This is a genomic window from Methylobacterium sp. 001424705 (genome assembly GCF_059816145.1).
Window position 1 is genome coordinate 1 of the sequence record NZ_JCBANU010000044.1, and the last position, 18,476, is coordinate 18,476.

At 75.4% G+C, this 18,476-nt stretch carries 12 protein-coding genes and 1 pseudogene; 5 read left to right on the forward strand and 8 right to left on the reverse strand.

The features are described from left to right. Positions 1–542, forward strand: a pseudogene (locus AC6EUL_RS21845) (hypothetical protein); the annotation flags it as partial. 34 nt (positions 543–576) lie between these two features. On the opposite strand, the gene AC6EUL_RS21850 reads toward AC6EUL_RS21845, so the two are convergent. Beyond that, entirely contained in the window at positions 577–1,890 is a 1,314-nt protein-coding gene (locus AC6EUL_RS21850) for a GGDEF domain-containing protein (protein WP_499872667.1), read from the reverse strand. Positions 1,891–2,266: 376 nt separating this feature from the next. Between AC6EUL_RS21850 and AC6EUL_RS21855 the strand changes: the two genes are divergently transcribed. After that, positions 2,267–2,926 carry an OmpW/AlkL family protein gene (locus AC6EUL_RS21855; protein WP_056221845.1) on the forward strand — a complete coding sequence of 220 codons (660 nt, stop codon included), beginning with the start codon at positions 2,267–2,269 and terminating at the stop codon, positions 2,924–2,926. Positions 2,927–2,957: 31 nt separating this feature from the next. Here AC6EUL_RS21855 and AC6EUL_RS21860 read toward each other — a convergent pair whose 3' ends face one another. The 3 genes from AC6EUL_RS21860 to putA form a co-directional block, all read right to left on the reverse strand. After that, a complete protein-coding gene (locus AC6EUL_RS21860; protein ID WP_499872669.1) occupies positions 2,958–6,410 on the reverse strand; it encodes an AAA family ATPase in 3,453 nt (1,150 codons plus the stop codon). Between the two features lie 108 nt (positions 6,411–6,518). Continuing rightward, complete coding sequence (locus AC6EUL_RS21865; RefSeq protein ID WP_056221851.1) at positions 6,519–7,769, reverse strand: metallophosphoesterase family protein; 1,251 nt, start codon at positions 7,767–7,769, stop codon at positions 6,519–6,521. A 154-nt stretch (positions 7,770–7,923) separates the two neighbouring features. Further along, complete coding sequence (putA, locus tag AC6EUL_RS21870; RefSeq protein WP_499872671.1) at positions 7,924–11,619, reverse strand: bifunctional proline dehydrogenase/L-glutamate gamma-semialdehyde dehydrogenase PutA; 3,696 nt, start codon at positions 11,617–11,619, stop codon at positions 7,924–7,926. A gap of 341 nt (positions 11,620–11,960) precedes the next feature. Here putA and AC6EUL_RS21875 point away from each other — a divergent pair, with 341 nt between their 5' ends. Next, on the forward strand, positions 11,961–12,134 hold the full coding sequence (locus tag AC6EUL_RS21875; protein ID WP_499872673.1) for a hypothetical protein: 174 nt from the start codon (positions 11,961–11,963) through the stop codon (positions 12,132–12,134). Between the two features lie 76 nt (positions 12,135–12,210). Here AC6EUL_RS21875 and AC6EUL_RS21880 read toward each other — a convergent pair whose 3' ends face one another. Continuing rightward, the gene (locus tag AC6EUL_RS21880; protein WP_156389683.1) at positions 12,211–12,354 is read right to left on the reverse strand and encodes a hypothetical protein; all 144 of its coding nucleotides are present in this window, start codon (positions 12,352–12,354) and stop codon (positions 12,211–12,213) included. A 964-nt stretch (positions 12,355–13,318) separates the two neighbouring features. Between AC6EUL_RS21880 and AC6EUL_RS21885 the strand changes: the two genes are divergently transcribed. Next, on the forward strand, positions 13,319–13,774 hold the full coding sequence (locus AC6EUL_RS21885; RefSeq protein WP_056221865.1) for an RrF2 family transcriptional regulator: 456 nt from the start codon (positions 13,319–13,321) through the stop codon (positions 13,772–13,774). 144 nt (positions 13,775–13,918) lie between these two features. Here the strand turns inward: AC6EUL_RS21885 and rocF are convergent, their stop codons facing one another. Continuing rightward, positions 13,919–14,848 (reverse strand): arginase, encoded by a 930-nt coding sequence (gene rocF, locus AC6EUL_RS21890; RefSeq protein WP_056493510.1) that lies wholly within the window; start codon positions 14,846–14,848, stop codon positions 13,919–13,921. Between the two features lie 453 nt (positions 14,849–15,301). On the opposite strand from rocF, the gene AC6EUL_RS21895 reads away from it, so the two are divergent. Next, positions 15,302–15,430 carry a hypothetical protein gene (locus AC6EUL_RS21895; RefSeq protein ID WP_274533541.1) on the forward strand — a complete coding sequence of 43 codons (129 nt, stop codon included), beginning with the start codon at positions 15,302–15,304 and terminating at the stop codon, positions 15,428–15,430. Positions 15,431–15,455: 25 nt separating this feature from the next. Here the strand turns inward: AC6EUL_RS21895 and AC6EUL_RS21900 are convergent, their stop codons facing one another. Continuing rightward, positions 15,456–17,912 (reverse strand): type IA DNA topoisomerase, encoded by a 2,457-nt coding sequence (locus AC6EUL_RS21900; protein WP_499872676.1) that lies wholly within the window; start codon positions 17,910–17,912, stop codon positions 15,456–15,458. Between the two features lie 43 nt (positions 17,913–17,955). Beyond that, on the reverse strand, positions 17,956–18,258 hold the full coding sequence (locus tag AC6EUL_RS21905; protein WP_499872678.1) for a DUF6894 family protein: 303 nt from the start codon (positions 18,256–18,258) through the stop codon (positions 17,956–17,958). Between the last annotated feature and the right edge of the window lie 218 nt (positions 18,259–18,476).

Genomic DNA, 18,476 nt, shown 5'->3' on the forward strand with positions numbered 1-18,476 from the left:
GGCGGGCGGGCATGACCGTGCTGAAGGCGGCCCGGCGCGGCGGCCGGCTCTCGCCCGCACTCGCCGCGAGCCTGGGCCGCACGGTCCGCGCCGGCCTCGATCGCGAGGCCGTGGCCGGCGCGGTCGCCGCCTCCGCCCGCCTGGACGTCGCCGGCGCGCGGGCCGCCGCCGGCCTCGCCATCCGGCCCGGCACGGTGGCGCGCCTGACGAACCTGGCCGGCGATGCCCTCGTGCTCGGCCGCCGCACCGGCCAGCGCGGGGTGATGCAGGTGCTCGGCCTCGCCCGGGACCCCGGCGACGTCACCCGCGCGGTCCGCCTCAGCGAGCGCCTCGGCCCCCGCACCCGCGCTACCCTGGCGCTCCTCGGCCGCGGCGCCCTGGCCCTCGGTGCCGGCCTCGCGGCCCTGGCCAGCGCCCTGCTGACGGGGCTGGCCTGGTGCCTGGGTCTGGCACTGTTCTGCCGACGCCTCGGACTGCTCCTCGGACGCGCGATCTGGCGCCGGCCCAGGCCCCCGAGCCTGCGGGACGGGGGCCGGGCCTGACGGGGTCTTCGGGCCGGAGCAGGTCCGGGACGCCCTAAGCCAGGCGCAGATCGGCGTGCGGCAGATCGGCGACCGGCACGTTGACCGGCAGGTCCACCACCGGGGGGTCGAGCGGCGTCGGATCGGCGAGCGGCAGGGCACGGGCCTGCCCGAGGCCACCCCCGACTGCGCCCCCCACTGCGCCGGGCGTCGGAGCCGCCTTCGGCTCGCAGCAGACGCGGTTCCGCCCCTGGGCCTTCGCCCGGTAGAGGGCGGCGTCGGCCTGCCGCGTCGCCTCCTCGAAGCTCGTCGCGTCCAGCCCCATCATGGCGGCTCCGATGCTCACCGTGACCGTCAGGGCCCCGGACCGATGCGGAAACGGCTCCTCGGCGACGGCCGCCCGCACGCGTTCGGCCACGGGCAGGAGTTCCTGCGGACCGGCGCCCGGAAGAACGATGAGGAACTCCTCGCCGCCCCAGCGGGCGATCAGGTCCGTGGCCCGGAGCGTTGCCCGCACGCGGGCCGCGAACGTCGCCAGGATGGCGTCCCCGCTCTCGTGGCCGTAGCGGTCGTTGATGGACTTGAAGTGGTCGATGTCCAGGATCAGGACCCCGCCCAGCGCCTGCCGGCCCGGGGCCGGAAGGCGGCGGCGCAGCTGCTTCTGCAGGCCGCGGCGGTTGGAGAGCCCGGTGAGCGGATCCGTCTCGGCCAAGCGCAGGAGCGCCCGGTTGGCGCGCTCGGCGGCCATCGCGATGTAGCCGAAATAGGCCAGGACCCCCATGACCTGATCCAGGATCATGGAGTTGCGCTCGGTCTCCGCCGAGGCCGTCGGCCAGTCGGTGCCGACGAGGACCCCGATCGAGACGAGGAAGACCAGCACATAGGATCCGAACGCCACGGTCACGATGGATTGCGACCACAGGCGTTCGACGCCCGGCGACAGGCGAACGGTCTCGCGGGCGGCCAGGAGGGCGACCCCGAGGCAGCAGAGGAACACGGCCGCGACCGCCAGGCGGTTGGCGACACCGGCCGAGAGCAGAAGCGGATAGAGGAGACCCGGGAGGGCGGTGAGACAGATCCCGAGATCGATCCGCACGGGGCGGCCGAAGAAGCTGCGCAGGCCCGTCCAGCACAGGACGAGACTCCCGGCGTAGAGCCAGTAGACGACCATCGCGATCCAGACCGGCGGCACATCGGACGACGGGACGTGCATCATGATGAGCGATCCCACCATCGACGTCCCCATGGCGCCCATCCATTGCCAGAGAAAGGTCTGCTGCCGCTGGCTGAGGGCCATGACGAGAAAGACGACGACGTAGGCACACCGGCTGGCAGCACTGGCAAAGTGAAGGGTGTGGAGATCAAGCATCACGGAACTCCGTCTCCAGACACAGCGCCACCACCGTCACAACAATCACGGCATCTGTGGAGGCTGCCACGGGATTTATCGTTTCATAAGATACGAATACGCAATGAATGCACAGGGGCGACGATCAGGAATATTTATTGTATTTGCACCACTATATCAAATACATATCCGCGAAAATCGTCCTGCAATACTGTAAATCTGCAAGATTAAGGACACGGCAAAGGGCATGCTTAAGAGTATCTTCAGTCGACCCGCCTAGCTTTCCGGGACAGCCCCGCGACCGGGTGCGCCGCGCGAGCCCCGTCCCGGCGGCCTGCCGCCCGGCCCCCGGCGCCCGAGCGCGTCGCGCGGTCCGGCCTCTCCGAAAGCACGCCCCATGTCGAAGCTCGCCTCGTCCCTCGGTTCGCTCCTGGCCGTCGTCCTCGCGGACGGAGCGGGCCTCGCACGGGCGGCGGAGCCCGTCGGCGTCGATCGCGGCTTGCGGGCCGGGGACTGGCTCGTGCGCGGCCGCATCATGGGCACCATCCCCACGGAGCAGAGCACCCACATCGCCGTGATCGGCGGACAGAGCAAGACGCCCACCGCCCTGCTGCCGGACGGCGACGTCTCGTACTTCCTGACGGATCACATCGCCATCGAGGGACAGGCGGGCCCGATCCGGACCCGCCCGAAGATCCGGAACTCGCTGGTGGGCGACGTCGCGATCGGATCGGTCTGGAACGCCGCCGCCATGGCGACCCTCCAGTATCACCTCCTGCCCGGGGCGCGTCTCAATCCCTATCTCGGGGTCGGCCTCGCCGTGACCACGCCCATCGCGATCGACCCGGCGCGGGGGATCCCCGATTTCACGCTCGGGTCGCTGGCCAGCCCCGTGCTCCAGGCCGGCTTCGACTATCACCTCGGCGGCAACTGGTTCGGGAACGTTGCGGTGAAGTACCTTTTCGTGCCGCGTCAATCCTACACGATCGGCGGCGTGCGGGTGGCGGCCGACCTGGACATGCTCATGGTGGGCGCCGGCCTCGGCTACCGGTTCTGAGCGCGCCGCGCCCGAAGCGGGGCGGCGCCGTTCACAGGTCGAGCACGTCCACCGCATCCCCCAGGCGCGCCCGGGCCAGGTCCGCCACGTGGCGGTGGTGGGTGAACAGGATCGGCTGGATCGTGCCGCCCACCGCCGCCAGGGCCTCGAGGCCGTGGGCGGTGCGGGCGTCGTCGAAGGTGAGGAACAGGTCGTCGCCGATGAAGGGGGCGGGCTCGGCGCGGGCGGCGTAGTCCTCCAGGTAGGCCAGGCGCAGGGCGAGGTAGAGCTGGTCGCGGGTGCCCTCGCTCAAGCCCTCCACGGGCACGAGCTCGCCCGAGGCCCGGCGCCCCGCGAGGCGGGGGGTGTCGGCGGCGTCGTAATCCTGGGCGAGGCCCGCGAAGGCGCCTCCGGTCAGGGCCCCGAACAGGGTGCCGGACCGGGTGAGCAGCGGGTCCTGCTGGCCGGCCCGGTGGCGGCCGATGGCGGTGCCGAGCATCAGGCTCGCGAGCTTCAGCACCGCCCAGTGCCGGGCATTGGCCTGGAGTTCGGCCTCCGCCGCCTTGCGCTGGGCGAGCGCCAGCTCGGCCCCGATGCCCCCCTCCAGCTCGGCGCGACGGCGCTCGTGCCGGTCGCGGTCGGCGAAGGCCCGCTGTCCGCGCTGATCCAGGTCCTCGGCCTCCGCCGCCAGGTTGGCGAGCGATCCCTCGATATCGTCGCCGGTGAGGGCGGCGAGGTCCGCCCGGAGATCGGCTTCGCCGTGGCCGTCGGCGGCCCGGGCGAGCTCGGCCCGGCGCTCGGCCAGCTCGGCCTGGCAGGCCCGGCGGGCGGTGAGGCGCCCGTGGAGCGCCTCCGGGTCGGTGCCGGGGGGCAGCCCGGCGGCCGGCCCCTCGGCCATGAGGGCGGTCAGGTCGGCACCCGCGGCCTGCGCCGCCCGGGCCGCCTGCACCCGCGCCGCCTCGGCGGCATCGCGCTGGCGCCCCAGCTCCGCCCGGCGGGTCTCGCCCCTGAGGGCGTCCTGCAGGCGGGTGTGCAGCGCCTTCATGGCGGCGGTGGGGGGCAGGGCGGCGAGATCGGGCGCCACCGCCGCGGTCAGGCGCGCCACCGCCTCGCGATGGACCCCGATGTCGCGCGCGATGCCGTTGACCCGGCCGAGGCGGTTGTCGCGCTCGGACAGGGCCGCCGGCACCGCGCGCCAGGCGGCCAAAGCCGCCTCGGCCTCGTCCGGCGTGGCCGCGGCCGCCAGGCCGAGATCGGCGAGGGCGGGCCCCCAGGCCGTGCGCCAGGCGGCCTCGCGGGCCAGGGCCTCGGCGAGGGCCGCCGCCGTGCGGGCGATCTGCTCCGCGGCGGTCTCGGCGCGGGTCTTGGCCTCGCGCACCGCCTCCCAGCGCAGGGCGAGTTCGCCGACCCGGTCCTCGAGGCGGGCGAGCATCCGGCCGAGATCGAGGCCGTCGAGGTCGGGCAGGCCGGCCCGGCGGCTGAGATCCGCCAGGGGCGCCCGGCAGGCCTCGACCCGGGCGGCCATCCGGGCCTGCTCCAGTCTTGTGGTCTCCAACCCTTGCGCGGAATCCTGCAGGGTCTCGACCTCCGTGAGCCAGGCGGCCATCTCGGCCGGGGCGGCGGGGTCGATCCCGCAGGGGGCCCAGGCCGCCCGCCAGGCGGCGGCGCCCTCGGCCAGCCGCGCCTCGCAGGCGGCGAGGGCCTCGTCCGCCGCGGCGGCCTCGGCCTGCTCGGCCGCGAGGCTGCGGGTGTCGGCCCCCTGCTCGGCCACCCGGGCGGCGTCGCTCACGAGGTCGTCGGCCGCCCGGTCGGCGGCGGCGAGCGCCGCGCCGAAGCGGGTCAGGATCTCGGGGGCGCCCCCGGGCAGGTCGGCCAGGAGGGCGTCGCGGCGGGCGCGCAGGGCCAGGAGGTCCGCCAGGCTCGGGATCGGCCGACCGGCGGCGCGCGCCTCCAGGCGGGCGCGGCGCTGGGCCACCGCCGCCTGCGCCGCCGCCAGGCGATCGGCGGCCCGGTCGCGCGCGCGCAGCGCCCCGTCGAGGGTGCTCCGGTAGCGCGCCACCGCCTCGGCCGAGGGCGGGCGTCCGGCGGCGTAGGCGTCGAGATCCGGGATCGGGGGGCTGAGGCGGCCGGCCTGGGTCCGGATCGAGGCCGCCTCGCGGGTGAGGGCGGCGTCGAGGTCGTCGCGCCGGTCGAGGTCGCGGCGCAGGCCCGCGAAGGCCTTCAGGTCGGCCCGCAGGGGGGCCGGATCGGCGAGGGCGCCCGCGCCCGCCGTGGCGGCGGCGAGGCGGTCCCGCTCGGCCTCGCGGGCGGCGAGGTCCTGGCGCAGGCGGGCGATCGTGGCGGCGTCCTCGCGGCCCGCGCGGATCAGGCCCTCGATGCGGGTGCGGGCCGCGTCCGAGGGCTGGCGCGCCCGCAGGGCCTCGGCATCCGGCAGGCCGATCCGGGCCGCGAGCTGGGCGAGCTCGCGCGCGACGGCATCCGCCTCGCCCTGGATGCGGGGCAAATCGATGCCGCCCTTGTCGAAGCGGTCGGTGCCGCGGAACGCCTCCAGGATCTCGTCGGCCCGGGCGAGCACGCCCTCCTCCACCGGCACCTGCTCCAGGGCCAGGGCGGCCTGCGCGGCGGCGGACCGGGTGCGGGCCGCCGCCTCCGCCGTGGTGCGCAGGGCCGCCAGGGCCTGGCCGAGGCGGTCGATCCAGGCCTCCGGCACCGCGATCAGGCCGGGCTCGGCCTCGGCGCGGGCGGCGGCCGCATCGATGGCCTGGAGCAGCGGGCCGACCCGGCGCAGGCGGGTGAGCCGGGCCTGCTCGGCGGCGATGCGCGCCCGCTCAGCCTTGAGGGCGACGAGGGCCGCCCCGGCGGCCTCGATCTCGCCGTTGAGGTCGCGCCAGTCGCCCGCCCGCAACTCCCCGGCGCGGATCGCCTTGCGGGCCTCGTCGTAGCGCTGGAGCGCCTGGTAGAAGGTCCGGCTCTGGGCGGCGCGCGGCATGAAGATGCCCGCGGCCTCGGTCTCGAGCTCGGCCTGGAGGCCGCTGTAGCCGCGCAGGCCCGAGGCCGCCGCGAACAGGCTGGCACCGACCTCGCCCTCGGCATCCATCATCTCGGCCGCCCCCGCCCGCAGGGCGCGGGCGTCGAGGCCGAAGGCGCGGCAGAACACCTCGCGGGACAGTCCGCCGAGGAAGGGCGCCAGGGCATCCTCCGGCAGGGCCGCGTCGGCGGCGTCCACGAGGGTGTTCCGGTTGCCCTTGCGCCGCCGGAACCCGAGCCGGCGGCCGTCGGCGGCGCGGATCTCGGCACCGATCCGCATCTGCGGCATGTCGTGCAGGAAGTCGTAGCGGGTCCGCGTCTCGATGCCGAACAGGAGGTCCGTGACGGCGCTGAGCGCCGAGCTCTTGCCGGCCTCGTTGGCCCCCAGCACCACGTGCAGGCGCGCGTCCTCGCGGAACGTGACGGTGCGGTCCGTGAAGGGACCGTAGCGTTCGAGGGCGAGGGAGAGGAGACGCATCGGAACCTTGGGGGACGCTTCGGGAGGAGCTTCGGCAGGACCTTCGGGAGGCGCTTCGGGACCCTTGGGGGGCGCTTGCCGGCGGGCGGTCGTTCGACGGGGCGGCGTTCAGCAGGACCGCCCGGAGAGGCGCCCGAGGATCACCGCCTCGGCCTCCGCGCAGAGGGCCTCGAGGTCGGCGGCGAGGTCGTCCTCGGCGGCGAGGCCGGCCGGCATCTTGGCGGCGATCTCGGCCAGCGCCGCCCGGGCGCGGGCGCGGAAGTCCGGCTCGTGGTCCACCGCCGCCAGCAGGGTGGCGGGGTCGATGGCCGCGAAGGCGTCGGGGCGGGCCTCCGCGACGGGCCGGCGCGGACGGGCGGTCTCGATCTTCAGGCGCTCCAGCCAGATGTCCTCGTGGAGGCGGTGGGCGGCGGCCTGGATCTCGGCGGTGAGCCCGTCGCGGTCGGCCGCCAGGCGGTCGTGCGCCGGGGTCTCCCCCCGCAGGCGCACCCGCACGGCGATGAGGCGCGCCGCGGCGGCCTCCGCGAGCGGGCGCAGGGCCGCCTCGACGCGGGCGACCGCCGCGCGCTCGTCGACCACGCCGGAGAGATCGACGTCGACGGGTTGGAATCGGGCCTGGTCGACGATGAGGCGCTCGACGCCCTGAACCCGCCCGTCGGCGACGGACACCGCGACGGCGCCCTTCTGGCCGGGCTCCCGGATGCTGCGCCCCTGCAGGTTGCCCGGAAACACGATCCAGGGGTCGCGGGCGAGTTCGGCGTACTCGTGCACGTGGCCGAGCGCCCAGTAGGCGTAGCCCCGCCCCGCCAGGTCCGCCACCGAGCAGGGGGCGTAGGTGGCGTGGGCCGCGTGGCCGGTGCAGGAGGTGTGCAGGATGCCGATGTTGAACCAGCCCGGCAGGGCGGGCGGATAGGTGAGGGCGTAGTTCTCCTCCACCGCCCGGTTGGGAAAGCTGCGCCCGTGCAGCGCCACCTTGAAGGGCTCGAGGCGGTGGGTCTCGGCCCGGCTCGTCGGGAAGCTGCGCACGGAGTCCGGCAGGGTGATCGAGCGGGTGATGACGCTCTCGGCGTCGTGGTTGCCGCGCACCAGGATGACGGGGATGCCGGCCCGGTCGAGGCGGGCGACCTGCCGGGCGAAGAACAGCCCGATGGTGTTGTCGGACCAGTCGCCGTCATAGACGTCGCCGGCCACGATCAGGAAGGCGACGCTCCGCTCGATCGCCAGGGTGACGAGATCCTCGAAGGCCCGGCGCCCCGCCGAGGCGAAGCGCCGGGCGATGTCGGGGTCCTTGAGGGCGAGGCCGCTGAGCGGGCTGCCGAGATGCAGGTCGGCGGCGTGGATGAAGGTGAACGCGGACATGCGGTGCGGATGAGGGGCCCTGAGAGGCGGCCGGGGCGGGAAGATGCGGGCGCCAGGGTCGCGGGTTTGGCGCCCGATTGCAACGTGGGCGCCCGGATCCGCCCACAAGCCCCTGCGATCCCGAGGCTTTCGTCTCCGATCGCGCCGGCGGCCCTCACCCGTCCAGGGTCATCAGGCCGGCGTTGCCGCCGGCCGCCGCCGTGTTGCGGCTGACCACGCGCTCGCGGACGAGGCCCTCGACCGGGTAGGCCTCGGAGCCGGCGGCCGGATCGGGGCGGGGCCGGTGGATGGCCACCAGGGGGCCGGGACGGGCGGCGAGGGCCGCGGCGAAGGCCGTCAGGGCCTCGGACGCGCCCTCCCACAGGACCGCGTCGGCGGCGGTCTCCGGATCGGCGGCCCGGATGAAGCCGTCCAGATCGTGCGGCAGGGGGTGCGGCAGGGCGGCGAGGAGGACTTGGGCCGGCGCGGTGGGACTGAGAACGACGCGGTTGCCGGTGGCGAGCGCCGCGCCGATCTGGGCCGCGAGGCCCGGCCCGGTCGCCGCCCGGCACAGGATGGTGCCGCGCGGATGCAGGTCGTAGCCGTTCTCCTCGCCCACCGGGCCCGGCAGCCGGAGCCCGCCGCCCACCGGGCTTTGGGCGATCCGCGCTTCCGCAGCCGCGGCCTCCCCGGGCCGGCCCTGGTCGCGCAGCCACCGGACCCAGGCGAGGGCCGCCGGGGCGGGCGGCCCGGGCGGAAGGCCGGTCCCGGCCGGGGCGGCGGCGAGGAGGCGCCGCAGGAGGAGCGGACCGCCGGCCTTCGGGCCGGTGCCGGAGAGGCCGTGCCCGCCGAAGGGCTGCATCCCGACCACGGCCCCGACGAGGTTGCGGTTGACGTAGAGGTTGCCCGCCGCGCTCAGGGCGCAGGCCCGGGCGATCGCCGTGTCGAGGCGGGTCTGGACGCCGAAGGTGAGGCCGTAGCCGGTGGCGTCGACGGCCGCGATCGTCGCCGCGAAGGCGGTGCGGTCGAAGCGCACCACGTGCAGCACCGGGCCGAAGACCTCGCGGGTGAGGGCGGCGACGGACGGGATCTCGATCACGGTCGGGGCGACGAAGGTGCCCCGGTCGCAGGCCTCCGGCAGGGGCGCCCGGTACACGGGATATCCGGCGGCGCGCATCGCGGCGACGTGGGCCTCGATGGCGTCGCGCGCCTGTGCGCCGATCACCGGCCCGATATCGGTGGCCAGCCGGTCCGGGTTGCCGACCCGCCACGCGGCGAGGGCCCCCTTCAGCATGGCCAGGGTCCGGTCGGCGATCTCCTCCTGCAGCGCCAGCAGGCGCAGGGCCGAGCAGCGCTGGCCGGCGGAATCGAAGGCCGAGACCAGGGTATCGGCCACCACCTGCTCGGTCAGGGCCGAGGAATCGACCACCAGGGCGTTCAGCCCCCCGGTCTCGGCCACCAGGGGCACGGGGTGGCCCTCCGGGTTGAGGCGCCGCGCGAGGGTCGCCTGGATGCCCGCCGCCACCGCGGTGGAGCCGGTGAACAGGACGCCGTTCACGCGCGGGTCGGCCACGAGGGCGGCCCCGGTCTCGCCACCGCCGGGCAGGAGCTGGAGGGCGCCCGCCGGCACCCCGGCCGCGCGCAGGATCCGCACCGCCTCTGCGGCGACCAGCGGGGTCTCCTCGGCGGGCTTGGCCAGGACGCCGTTGCCGGCGGCGAGAGCCGCCGCCACCTGGCCGGTGAAGATCGCCAGGGGGAAGTTCCAGGGACTGATGCAGGCGACGACGCCGAGGGGCCGGTGCGTGGCGGGGGCGAAGTCCCGGGCCTGCCCGGCATAGTCGCGCAGGAAGTCCACCGCCTCCCGCACCTCCGCCAGCGCGTTGGCGGCCGACTTGCCGGCCTCGCGGATCAGGAGGGCGATGAGCGCCGGCTGGCGCGCGCTCAGCGTCGCGGCCGCCGCCTCCAGGATCGCCGCCCGCGCCGCACCCGGCCGCGCGGCCCAGGCCGCGGCCCCGGTCCCGGCCTGGGCCAGGGCTTCCCCCACGAGGTCCGGCCCGGCCTCCACCACGGTGCCGACGCGGTCCGCCCGGTCGGCCGGGTTGCGGACGTCGCGGGCCGGCCCGGTGCGCTCGGCCTCGGCCAGCATCGGCACCGCCCGCCAGAGACGCGCGCCCTCCGCCGCCAGCTGGCCGGCGAGATCGGCCAGCGCCCGCTCGTCGGACAGGTCGAGGCCGGCGGCCGCGACCCGGTCGGGGACGAGGTCGCGGGGCTTCCGGATCGCCGGGTGGGGGGCGCCGGGAGGCTGCGCGGCCCGCACCACCGCGACCGGGTCGGCGGCGAGGTCGGCGACGGCCACCCGCGCATCCGCGACCCGGTTGACGAAGGAGGTGTTGGCGCCGTTCTCGAGGAGGCGGCGCACGAGGTAGGCCAGCAGCGTCTCGTGGGTCCCCACCGGCGCGTAGATCCGGCAGGGGCGGTCGAGCCCGTCCGGTCCCACCACCGCCGCGTAGAGGGCCTCGCCCATGCCGTGCAGGCACTGGAACTCGTAGCGTCCGAGATGGAAGTCGGGCCCCGCCAGGGTGTGGAGGGCGGCCAGGGTCTGGGCGTTGTGGGTGGCGAATTGCGGGAAGATCGCGTCGGGGGCGGCGAGCATCCGCTCCGCGCAGGCGCGGTACGACAGGTCGGTGTGGACCTTGCGGGTGAAGACGGGGAAGTCCTCCAGGCCCGCCACCTGCGCCCGCTTGATCTCGGTGTCCCAGTAGGCGCCCTTGACGAGGCGGACCATGAGGCGGCGCCCGGAGCGGCGGGCGAGGTCGACGAGGACCGCGACCAGCGTCAGCGCCCGCTTCTGGTAGGCCTGCACCACGAAGCCGAGGCCGTTCCAGCCGGCCAGGTCCGGGTCGGCGCAGAGGGCCTCCAGGATGTCGAGGGAGAGGTCGAGGCGATCGGCCTCCTCGGCGTCGATGGTGAGGCCGATGTCGTCGTGGCGGGCGAGGCGCGCCAGGGCGGCGACGCGGGGCAGGAGCTCGGCCATCACCCGGTCCCGCTGGGCGCGGACGTAGCGCGGATGCAGGGCCGAGAGCTTGATCGAGAGGCCGGGGCCGGAGACGAGGCCGCGCCCCGCCGAGGCCGCCCCGATGGCGTGGATGGCGTGCGTGTAGTCGGCCGTGTAGCGCGCGGCGTCGGCCGCATTCATCGCCGCCTCGCCGAGCATGTCGAAGGAGTGGGTGAAGCCGCGCGCCTCCTGGTGGCGGGCCTGGCGCAGGGCCTGCGCGATGGTCTCGCCGGCGACGTACTGGCCGCCCATGAGGCGCATGGCCTGGTCGACGCCCTCGCGGACCAGGGGCTCGCCGCCCCGGGCGACGACCCGGGCGAGGGAGCCGGACAGCCCCGCCTCGCGGCGCTCCGCGGCGCGGGCGAGGCGTCCGGTGAGCACCAGCCCCCAGGTGGCCGCGTTGACGAAGAGCGAGGGGCTGTGCCCGAGATGGGCCGCCCAGTCCCCCTGTCCGATCGTGTCGCGGATCAGCGTGTCGCGGGTCTCCGGATCGGGAATGCGCAGCAGCGCCTCGGCGAGGCACATCAGGGCCACGCCCTCCTCCGTCGACAGGCTGTATTCCCGCAGCAGGCCCTGGACTCCGCCGACCGGGCCCTGGGCGCGCAGGCGTCCGACGAGCGCGTGCGCGAGGCGCGCGGTGACCGCCGCGGCCCCGGGATCCGTCGTCACCGCCTCCAGGCAGGCGGCGACGCGCTCGGGCTCGGGCGCGCGGGTCTCCGCGGTCAGGCGCCGACGCAGGGGCGTCGGCGCGGCACGCGGCCCCAGGAACGCACCGAAGGGGCGGGCTGACGGCGGTGCCGGATCGGCAGGGCGCATCGCGGGCTCACGGTTCGGGCGGAACCGCCGCCCCGGCCGGGGAGGATGGGACGCGACGCACCGCGAGTCGAGGCCCCGCCCGCGGAGGGACGTCCCGAGCCGTTTTCCCAACATTAGGCAAGCAGGGATATCGCGAGAAATCCAGTATAGTCCCTGCGTAAACCGGACGCTCCAAAGCAGAAGCCGTAAGTTTTCCCGGGTCGAGCGATCGGCCCGCGCCTGGACGTCCGTGCCCGAGACCCCAGCCCCCCCTGTGTGCCTCGGGCCCGATGCTGGTGGGGTTGGCGCCGCGCCGCGAAGGGCATCACATCCGCGCCGCGCGCGCCTTCCTCGACGGGTCCATGACCGATCTGTCCCGGGCCAGCGGGCTCTCGTTCTCGACCGTCCAACGCCTGGAGGGGGGCGCGGAGGCCCCCGGCCCATCCAGCCGGTACCGGGCCGTCGCCGCGCGCCGGGCGTCCGGGATCCTGTTCTCCCTGATCGAGGGAGCCGCCATCGTCGCCGGCCAGGCCTGAACGCCGTCGCGCGCCCCCGAGCCCCGTCGAGCGGGTCCTGCGGCAGGCGTCGACGCGTCAGGGCCTACAGCAGGGCCTACAGAAAGTGGCGATACACCACGTGGGTGTCGGCTTCCGGCTGGAGGCTGCTCCGGCCGGCGGCGCCGCAGGTCGCGGCGGCGAAGGGCGAAACCATCGCGACGAGGGTCAGGAGCCAGCGAAACGGACCTGCGGCAATCATCGGAATCTCCTCGGCCGGGTGGGGATCGGCGGGTTGGGATCGAATCGTCGCCTGCGATGGCTGCGGGCCTGGGCCCGGGTCCTCCATGGAGCGTTCCGGCCCGTTTCGCGGTGCCGAGACGCACCCGGCCCGCGCTGTGGACGGCCGCACGCGAGCAGGGCGCGCCGTCGCCTTTGGCCGTAGGGTGGGCCATGGCTGCACGGATCCTGGATCGCGACCGGTTCGCGAAGTGTCGCGCACTGATGGAGCGCGGGGCCACGCCCGGCGAGCGCGCGGCCGGACGCGCGGCCGCGACCCGGGTGGCGGCCGCCGCCGGTCTCAGCCTCGCCGACGCGCTCGTCCTGGCGGATGCCGGTCGCCCGGACGCCGGCCGGGCCCCCGCCCCGGACCGCGACCGGCCGCGCCGGCCCGCCGAGCGGACCTACGCCTGGGCGACGCCCAGGCCCGCCCCGGAACCGGTGACGGTGGAGGAGTTGCAGCGGCGGACGAGGCGCGGGGCAAGAAGGCAACGGCGCGTGCCCGCCGGCGCCCGCAGGCCGCCGATCCGGACTGGGAGCACTGGTCCGGCGAGGTCCGCGAGGCCCAGGCCGCCCGGGACCGGGACTGGGCGCAGCGGCGTCCCCCCCGCGCCGCCGATTGAGGGGCCGGCCCCGAGGCTGCAACCGGCCCGACGAACACGCGCGAAAGCCCATTCGGATCGGAACGTGCCGTTCCAAGGCGTCCGATCCATGATAAAAAGACGACGAAGGCGCAGGGTCGCACATCCATCCACGCCGTGATCTCTGTCCGTCGCGCAACGGTAGGCTTGCCGCCGCATGTGCCCGATCCCCGGGACGTCGTCCCCCGAGACAACGCCCCCCGAGACAACGCCGGGATACGGTGCGCGCGGGAAGCGCCCCCTGCCAGGCGGCCCGCGCGGGGCCCGTGCGTCACGGACTCGCTCTCACGCGTCCGAGTGAACGCCATGCGCCTCACGCTCCACACCGATTATGCCCTCCGCACCCTGATCTACCTCGGGGTCAACGGCGAGAGGCGGAGTTCCACGGCGGAGATCGCCCGCGCCTATCGCATCTCGGAGAGCCATCTCACCAAGGTGGTGCACAAGCTGGGTCAGCTCGGGCTGATCCGGACCATGCGCGGCCGTGGCGGCGGTCTCCGCCTCGGGCGGCCCGCGGCCGAGATCTGCCTCGGCACGGTCGTCCGGGCGACGGAGGAGGATTTCGCCCTGGTGGCGTGCTTCTCCGGGGCCGCCTGCGTCCTGACCCCGAGCTGCCGCCTGCAGCAGGTTCTCGGGGATGCCCTGAACGCCTTCCTGGCGGTGCTCGACCAGGTCACCCTGGCGGACCTGATCGGCGGATCGGGGGGCGCGGTCGCGCAGCTGCTCGGCCTGGAGGCTCCGCGCACCCAAACACCCCCCTGATACGGGCTTCGCTCGATCGCAGCGGTGGCCGTATCGGCGAGCCTGCGCGGCGCTCGAGCGAAGCCCGGATCCGCCCTCCCCAAGGGATCAGACGGTCGGTGTCCGGTGGGGACTGGGGGGCCGCCCGGGAGGCGGCGGGGCGCCTCAGTAGCTCTGCGTCGGCCGGTCGAGCACGGTCCGGCCCATCAGGCTGGCGGCGAGATCCACCATGAGGAGGGCCGTGCGTCCGCGCTCGTCGAGGAACGGGTTGAGCTCGACGAGGTCGAGGCTGCCGACCAGGCGGGAATCGTGGAGCATCTCCATGATCAGGTGCGCCTCGCGGAAGGTCGCGCCCCCCGGCACCGTGGTGCCGACCCCCGGCGCGATGCCGGGGTCCAGGAAATCCACGTCGAGGCTGACATGCAGCCGCCCGCCGGCCGCGGCGACCTGCCCGAGGAAGGCCCGCAGGGGGGCGACGACGCCGACCTCGTCGATGCTGCGCATGTCGTGGATGAGCACGCCGGCCTCGAGCACCGCCACGCGCTCCGCCGGGTCGAGGCTGCGGGTGCCCATCAGACAGACGTTGCGGGGGTCGATCGGGGCGGCGGGGGCCGGCAGGTAGCCGGAAAAGCCGCGCCGGCCGGTGGCGTAGGCGAGGGGGACGCCGTGGAGGTTGCCGCTCGTGGTGGTGTCGAGGGTGTGGAAATCCGCGTGCGCATCCAGCCAGAGCACGAACAGGGGCCGCCCCTCCTGCGCCGCCCGGCGCCCGAGCCCCGACAGGGTTCCGGCCGACAGGCTGTGATCGCCGCCGAGGAAGATCGGGAGGCCCTCGGCGCTGTGCCGGTAGGCGGCCTCGGCCAGGGCCTCGGTCCAGGCCGCGAAGGCGCCGAGGTGGCGCAGGGCCCCGTTGGGATGGGCCCGCTCCTCGGCGAGGGCCGGCGCGAGGTCGCCCGCATCGACGATGGAGAGGCCGAGGCCCCCGAGGGTCTCGGCGAGGCCCGCGGCCCGGTAGGCGCTCGGCCCCATGTCGCAGCCGAGGCGGCCGGCGCCCTCCTGCACGCGGGCGCCGAGAAGGATGCAGCGTCGGTTCGTCATGGTCGGGTCTCGCTCCGCAGCGCCGGTCGCGCGGCCCCCTCGCGGGGCCGTGTTGCCCAGGCGACGTTGCCCGGGCGGGTGTTGCCGACTCGGTCTTGCCAGGCCCGTGCCGGGGCCGGGCCCGGCGCGATCCGGCCTGCCGGACGCAGGATAGGCGATCCCCGTGACGCTCGTTCCGGGCGGGACGCCGCAGGTCTTCGTCGCCCCCTCGGTCTCCGCCGCCCCGTGCGGGGCTCGGCATCCCGGCCGCCATGTTTTGTTAACCATTCCGGTCGCAGCGTGCCGCCGTTCCTCCGGCACCGGCGCGCGGCCGGCGGACTGGAGGGAGGCCTCGCCGATGAGTCCCGAATTCGGCGGCGCCTCCATAATCCCGCCCGTTTCTCCGAGCCCAGTGGGGCGGGTCGGGGCCCTGGATCACGCAGCGGCCACGACCATGCACAAGGAGTCTCTCCCATGATCAAAACGCTGCTGGCGCTCTTCACCGTCGCCGCCGTCCTGACGATCCGGGCGTTCCTGAAGCTTCTCTGGCTGCCGTTCCACAGCTTCGGCGGCCTCCTGCGCGGCCGTCCGGCCGCCACCTGAACCCGGGCCCGCAGCCGGGTCCCGATCAGCCGGCGCCGCGACCGGCCGTCCTCCGGCGCGGCCGTCCCGCCGCCGTGCCGGCCTCCTTCGCGATCCCCCGGCCGGCCTCCTTGCCGGCAGCCTTCGCGAGGCCCCGGCCGGCCGCCCCGCCGGGCGTCGGCTTGACCGGCCCCGGCCTCGCCTGGCGCGCCGTCGGCCCCGTCCGCGTCGGCGCCGCCTGGGCGTCGAGGAACCGGCGGCAGGCCTCGAACTGCGTCTCGACCTCGGGCGGGCAGTCCAGGCCGCGCTCCGCCGCCAGGGTCCGGGCATAGCGCAGCATCGCCGCTCTGGGGGCACGCGGCCCGCCGGCCGCGCCCGGCGCCGCCGTTCGTGACGCGGCGGGACCGGCCTCGGCATCCAGGAAGGCCCGGCAGCGGGCGAGGCTGCTCTTGCAGCCGCGGGGCAGCGGGATGCCCTTGCGGGCCGCCAGCGCCACCGCGAAGGCGACCATGGCCGGCGTGGGCGGACGATCGCCGCCGCCCGCGGCTCCGCGTCCCCGCGACGGCGGGATCAGGCTCGGGTCCAGGCTGACCACCTCCGCCTGCGCGATGGCGGCGATCAGGCCGTCGAGGCGGGTGCGGGTGCGCTGCCGGAAGGCCTCGGCCCGCGCCCGCGCCTCGACCCGGGTGGGCGCCCGGCCGATCTCGGCGAGCTCCGCCTCGAACGACGCCCGGCCCACCGGGTCGCCATAGGCCGGAAACACCCGCCGCACCGCCTCGATGAAGGCGAGCCCCACCTCGGTCACCGTGAGGGCCGGGTCCTTGCCGTCCCCGAGGGCCAGGTAGTGGCTCTTCAGGAGCTTGGGCAGGATGGTGTCCCGGGTCGCGGCCGTGCCGAGCCCCTTCGGCTCGTTCGGATTGACGGGGTTCTCCAGGGCCCGCTTCGCCGCCGGATCGTCCACCTGGTCGATCAGGCGGCCCATCACCACGGGAAGCTCGCCCCGGGTGATCCGGCGGGGCGGCTCGGTCACGGCCTCGACGATCTCGGCACCGGCGGCCCTGGCCGCCTCCCCGTCGCGCAAGGCGGGCAGGCGGGTGGCGCGGGCCTCGTCCTCGGGCCGGGCCTTGCCCGGAACGGGATCGGCCTCGATCTCGGCCTCCGCCCCGTAGAGGGCGCGCCAGCCCGGCGCGCGCACGACGCGCCCGCCGACCGCGAAGCGCTTCGCGCCGAGGGGCGTCGCCACCTCGGCCACGACCTCGGTGCGCGCATCGATGCCGTCGGGCAGGTGCGCGGCGCCATAGGCCTTGGCGACGAGTTCCCAGAGGCGGGCGAGGTCCGCCGCGAGGCGCCCGGGCTCCGGCACCTTGCGCAGGGGCACGATGGCGTGGTGCTCGCCCGGATCCTTGACGTAGTGCCCCCGCGCCCCGCGCCGGATGACGGGCGGCGCCGCGGTCAGCAGGGCGCCGAGGTCCGGCAGCACGGAAGCGATGGCGGCCAGCACCGCGCCCGCATCCCCGGCCTGCCCCTCGGGGAGGGCGTCCGACTCGGTGCGCGGATAGCTGAGATAGCCCTGGTCGTAGAGATCCTGCGCGAGCCGCGCCGTGTGCTGGGGGTCCCAGCCGAAGCGCTTGGCGCAGCGGCGGGCCAGGGTGTCCTTCGAGAACAGGCGCGGCGGCGCCCGGCGGACGTCCCGCTGCGTCACCCCGAGGGGCCCGGACCACGCGGTCGCCGCCGCCCGGATGGTCTCGGCCGCGGCGCGTTCGAAGATCCGCTCCTTGGGGAGGTGCCACAGGGTCAGGGCCGCTCCCGTGCCGGTCTCGGCGTGCAGCGCCACCTTGAAGAAGTCCTGCGGGACGAAGGCCCGGATGCGCGCCTCGAGGTCCGCCAGGATGGCGAGCGTGGGCGTCTGCACCCCGCCGAAGCGCCAGGGCTCGCGGAAGGCGGGCGGCCGCAGGCGCAGGGAGATCGCGCGCGTGCCGTTGAGGCCGAGATGGTAATCCTCGTATTGCCGGCACAGCGCCTCCAGGTAGGCGGCGTAGTCCCGCTCGCCGGATTCCGGCTCCCGGGCCAGCATGGCGAAGGCCCGCCGGACGGAGACGTCGTCGAGGGCGCCGAGCTTGAGGCGGTCGACCCGGCCGCGCCAGCCGAGATGCTCCAGCACCTCCCAGGCGATCATCGACCCCTCCCGCCCCGGATCGGTGGCGATGATGACGCGCTCGACGCCCCGCAGGGCCTGGCCGATCGCCGCGAGCTTGCCCGCATGCGACTGGCCGGACCGGTTGGTGCCGCAGATCACCGGCAGGGTGTCGAGGACGATCGGCAGGGCCTCGAACTGCCACACCTTCCAGTCCGGCCGGATCCGGCCCGGCTCCTCGGCGGCGAGCAGATGCCCCTCGGCCGCGACGCAGACGGTGCCGGGCGAGCGGAAGTAGCGCTGGAGCTGACGCATCGCCGACGGCTTCTCGAAGAAGAACAGCGTGCGGCCGGGCGGGGCAGGGGACATGGGATGGGGCACACGGGCTGGAAGGGGATCGCGCGCGCGGGGCTCAGGCGGCCTGCCCGAGGCCGTCCCCGTCGCGGGCCCGCCGCGCCGACCGTGCGGGCCGGTCCCGGCCCTGCGCCGGGGGATCGACGGACAGGAAGGGCCGGACGAGGACGCGCCGGCCGCGCAGGTCGTGGACGGTCACGTGCCACTCCGCCCAGTCTCCTCCCGCGCCGAGGCTGCGCATCACGTCCCGCGCCACCGCCTCGGCCCGGCGCATCAGTCGATGGGGCGCCCGGATGTCGTTGCCCACGGCGTCGAAGACGCATTCGCGGCCGTTGGTGCAGTGGAAGCGGTAGCGGGCCATGCTGCTCTGACTCCCCCGTCGCCGCGCGTCGGGACGCGCTCGAGTTCACTCTCTGTTCTCATATGCACGCAAGGGCGCCGGGATGGCAAGGGCGGGATGGCAAAGGCGGGATGGCAAGAGGTGGCCCGCGCACGCAAAGCCTGCGCGGGCAGGACCGCCGGGCGGCGGCGTCCTGGGGGAAGTCCTCATGGAAGAAGTCGTCAGCGCCCGCCGGCGCC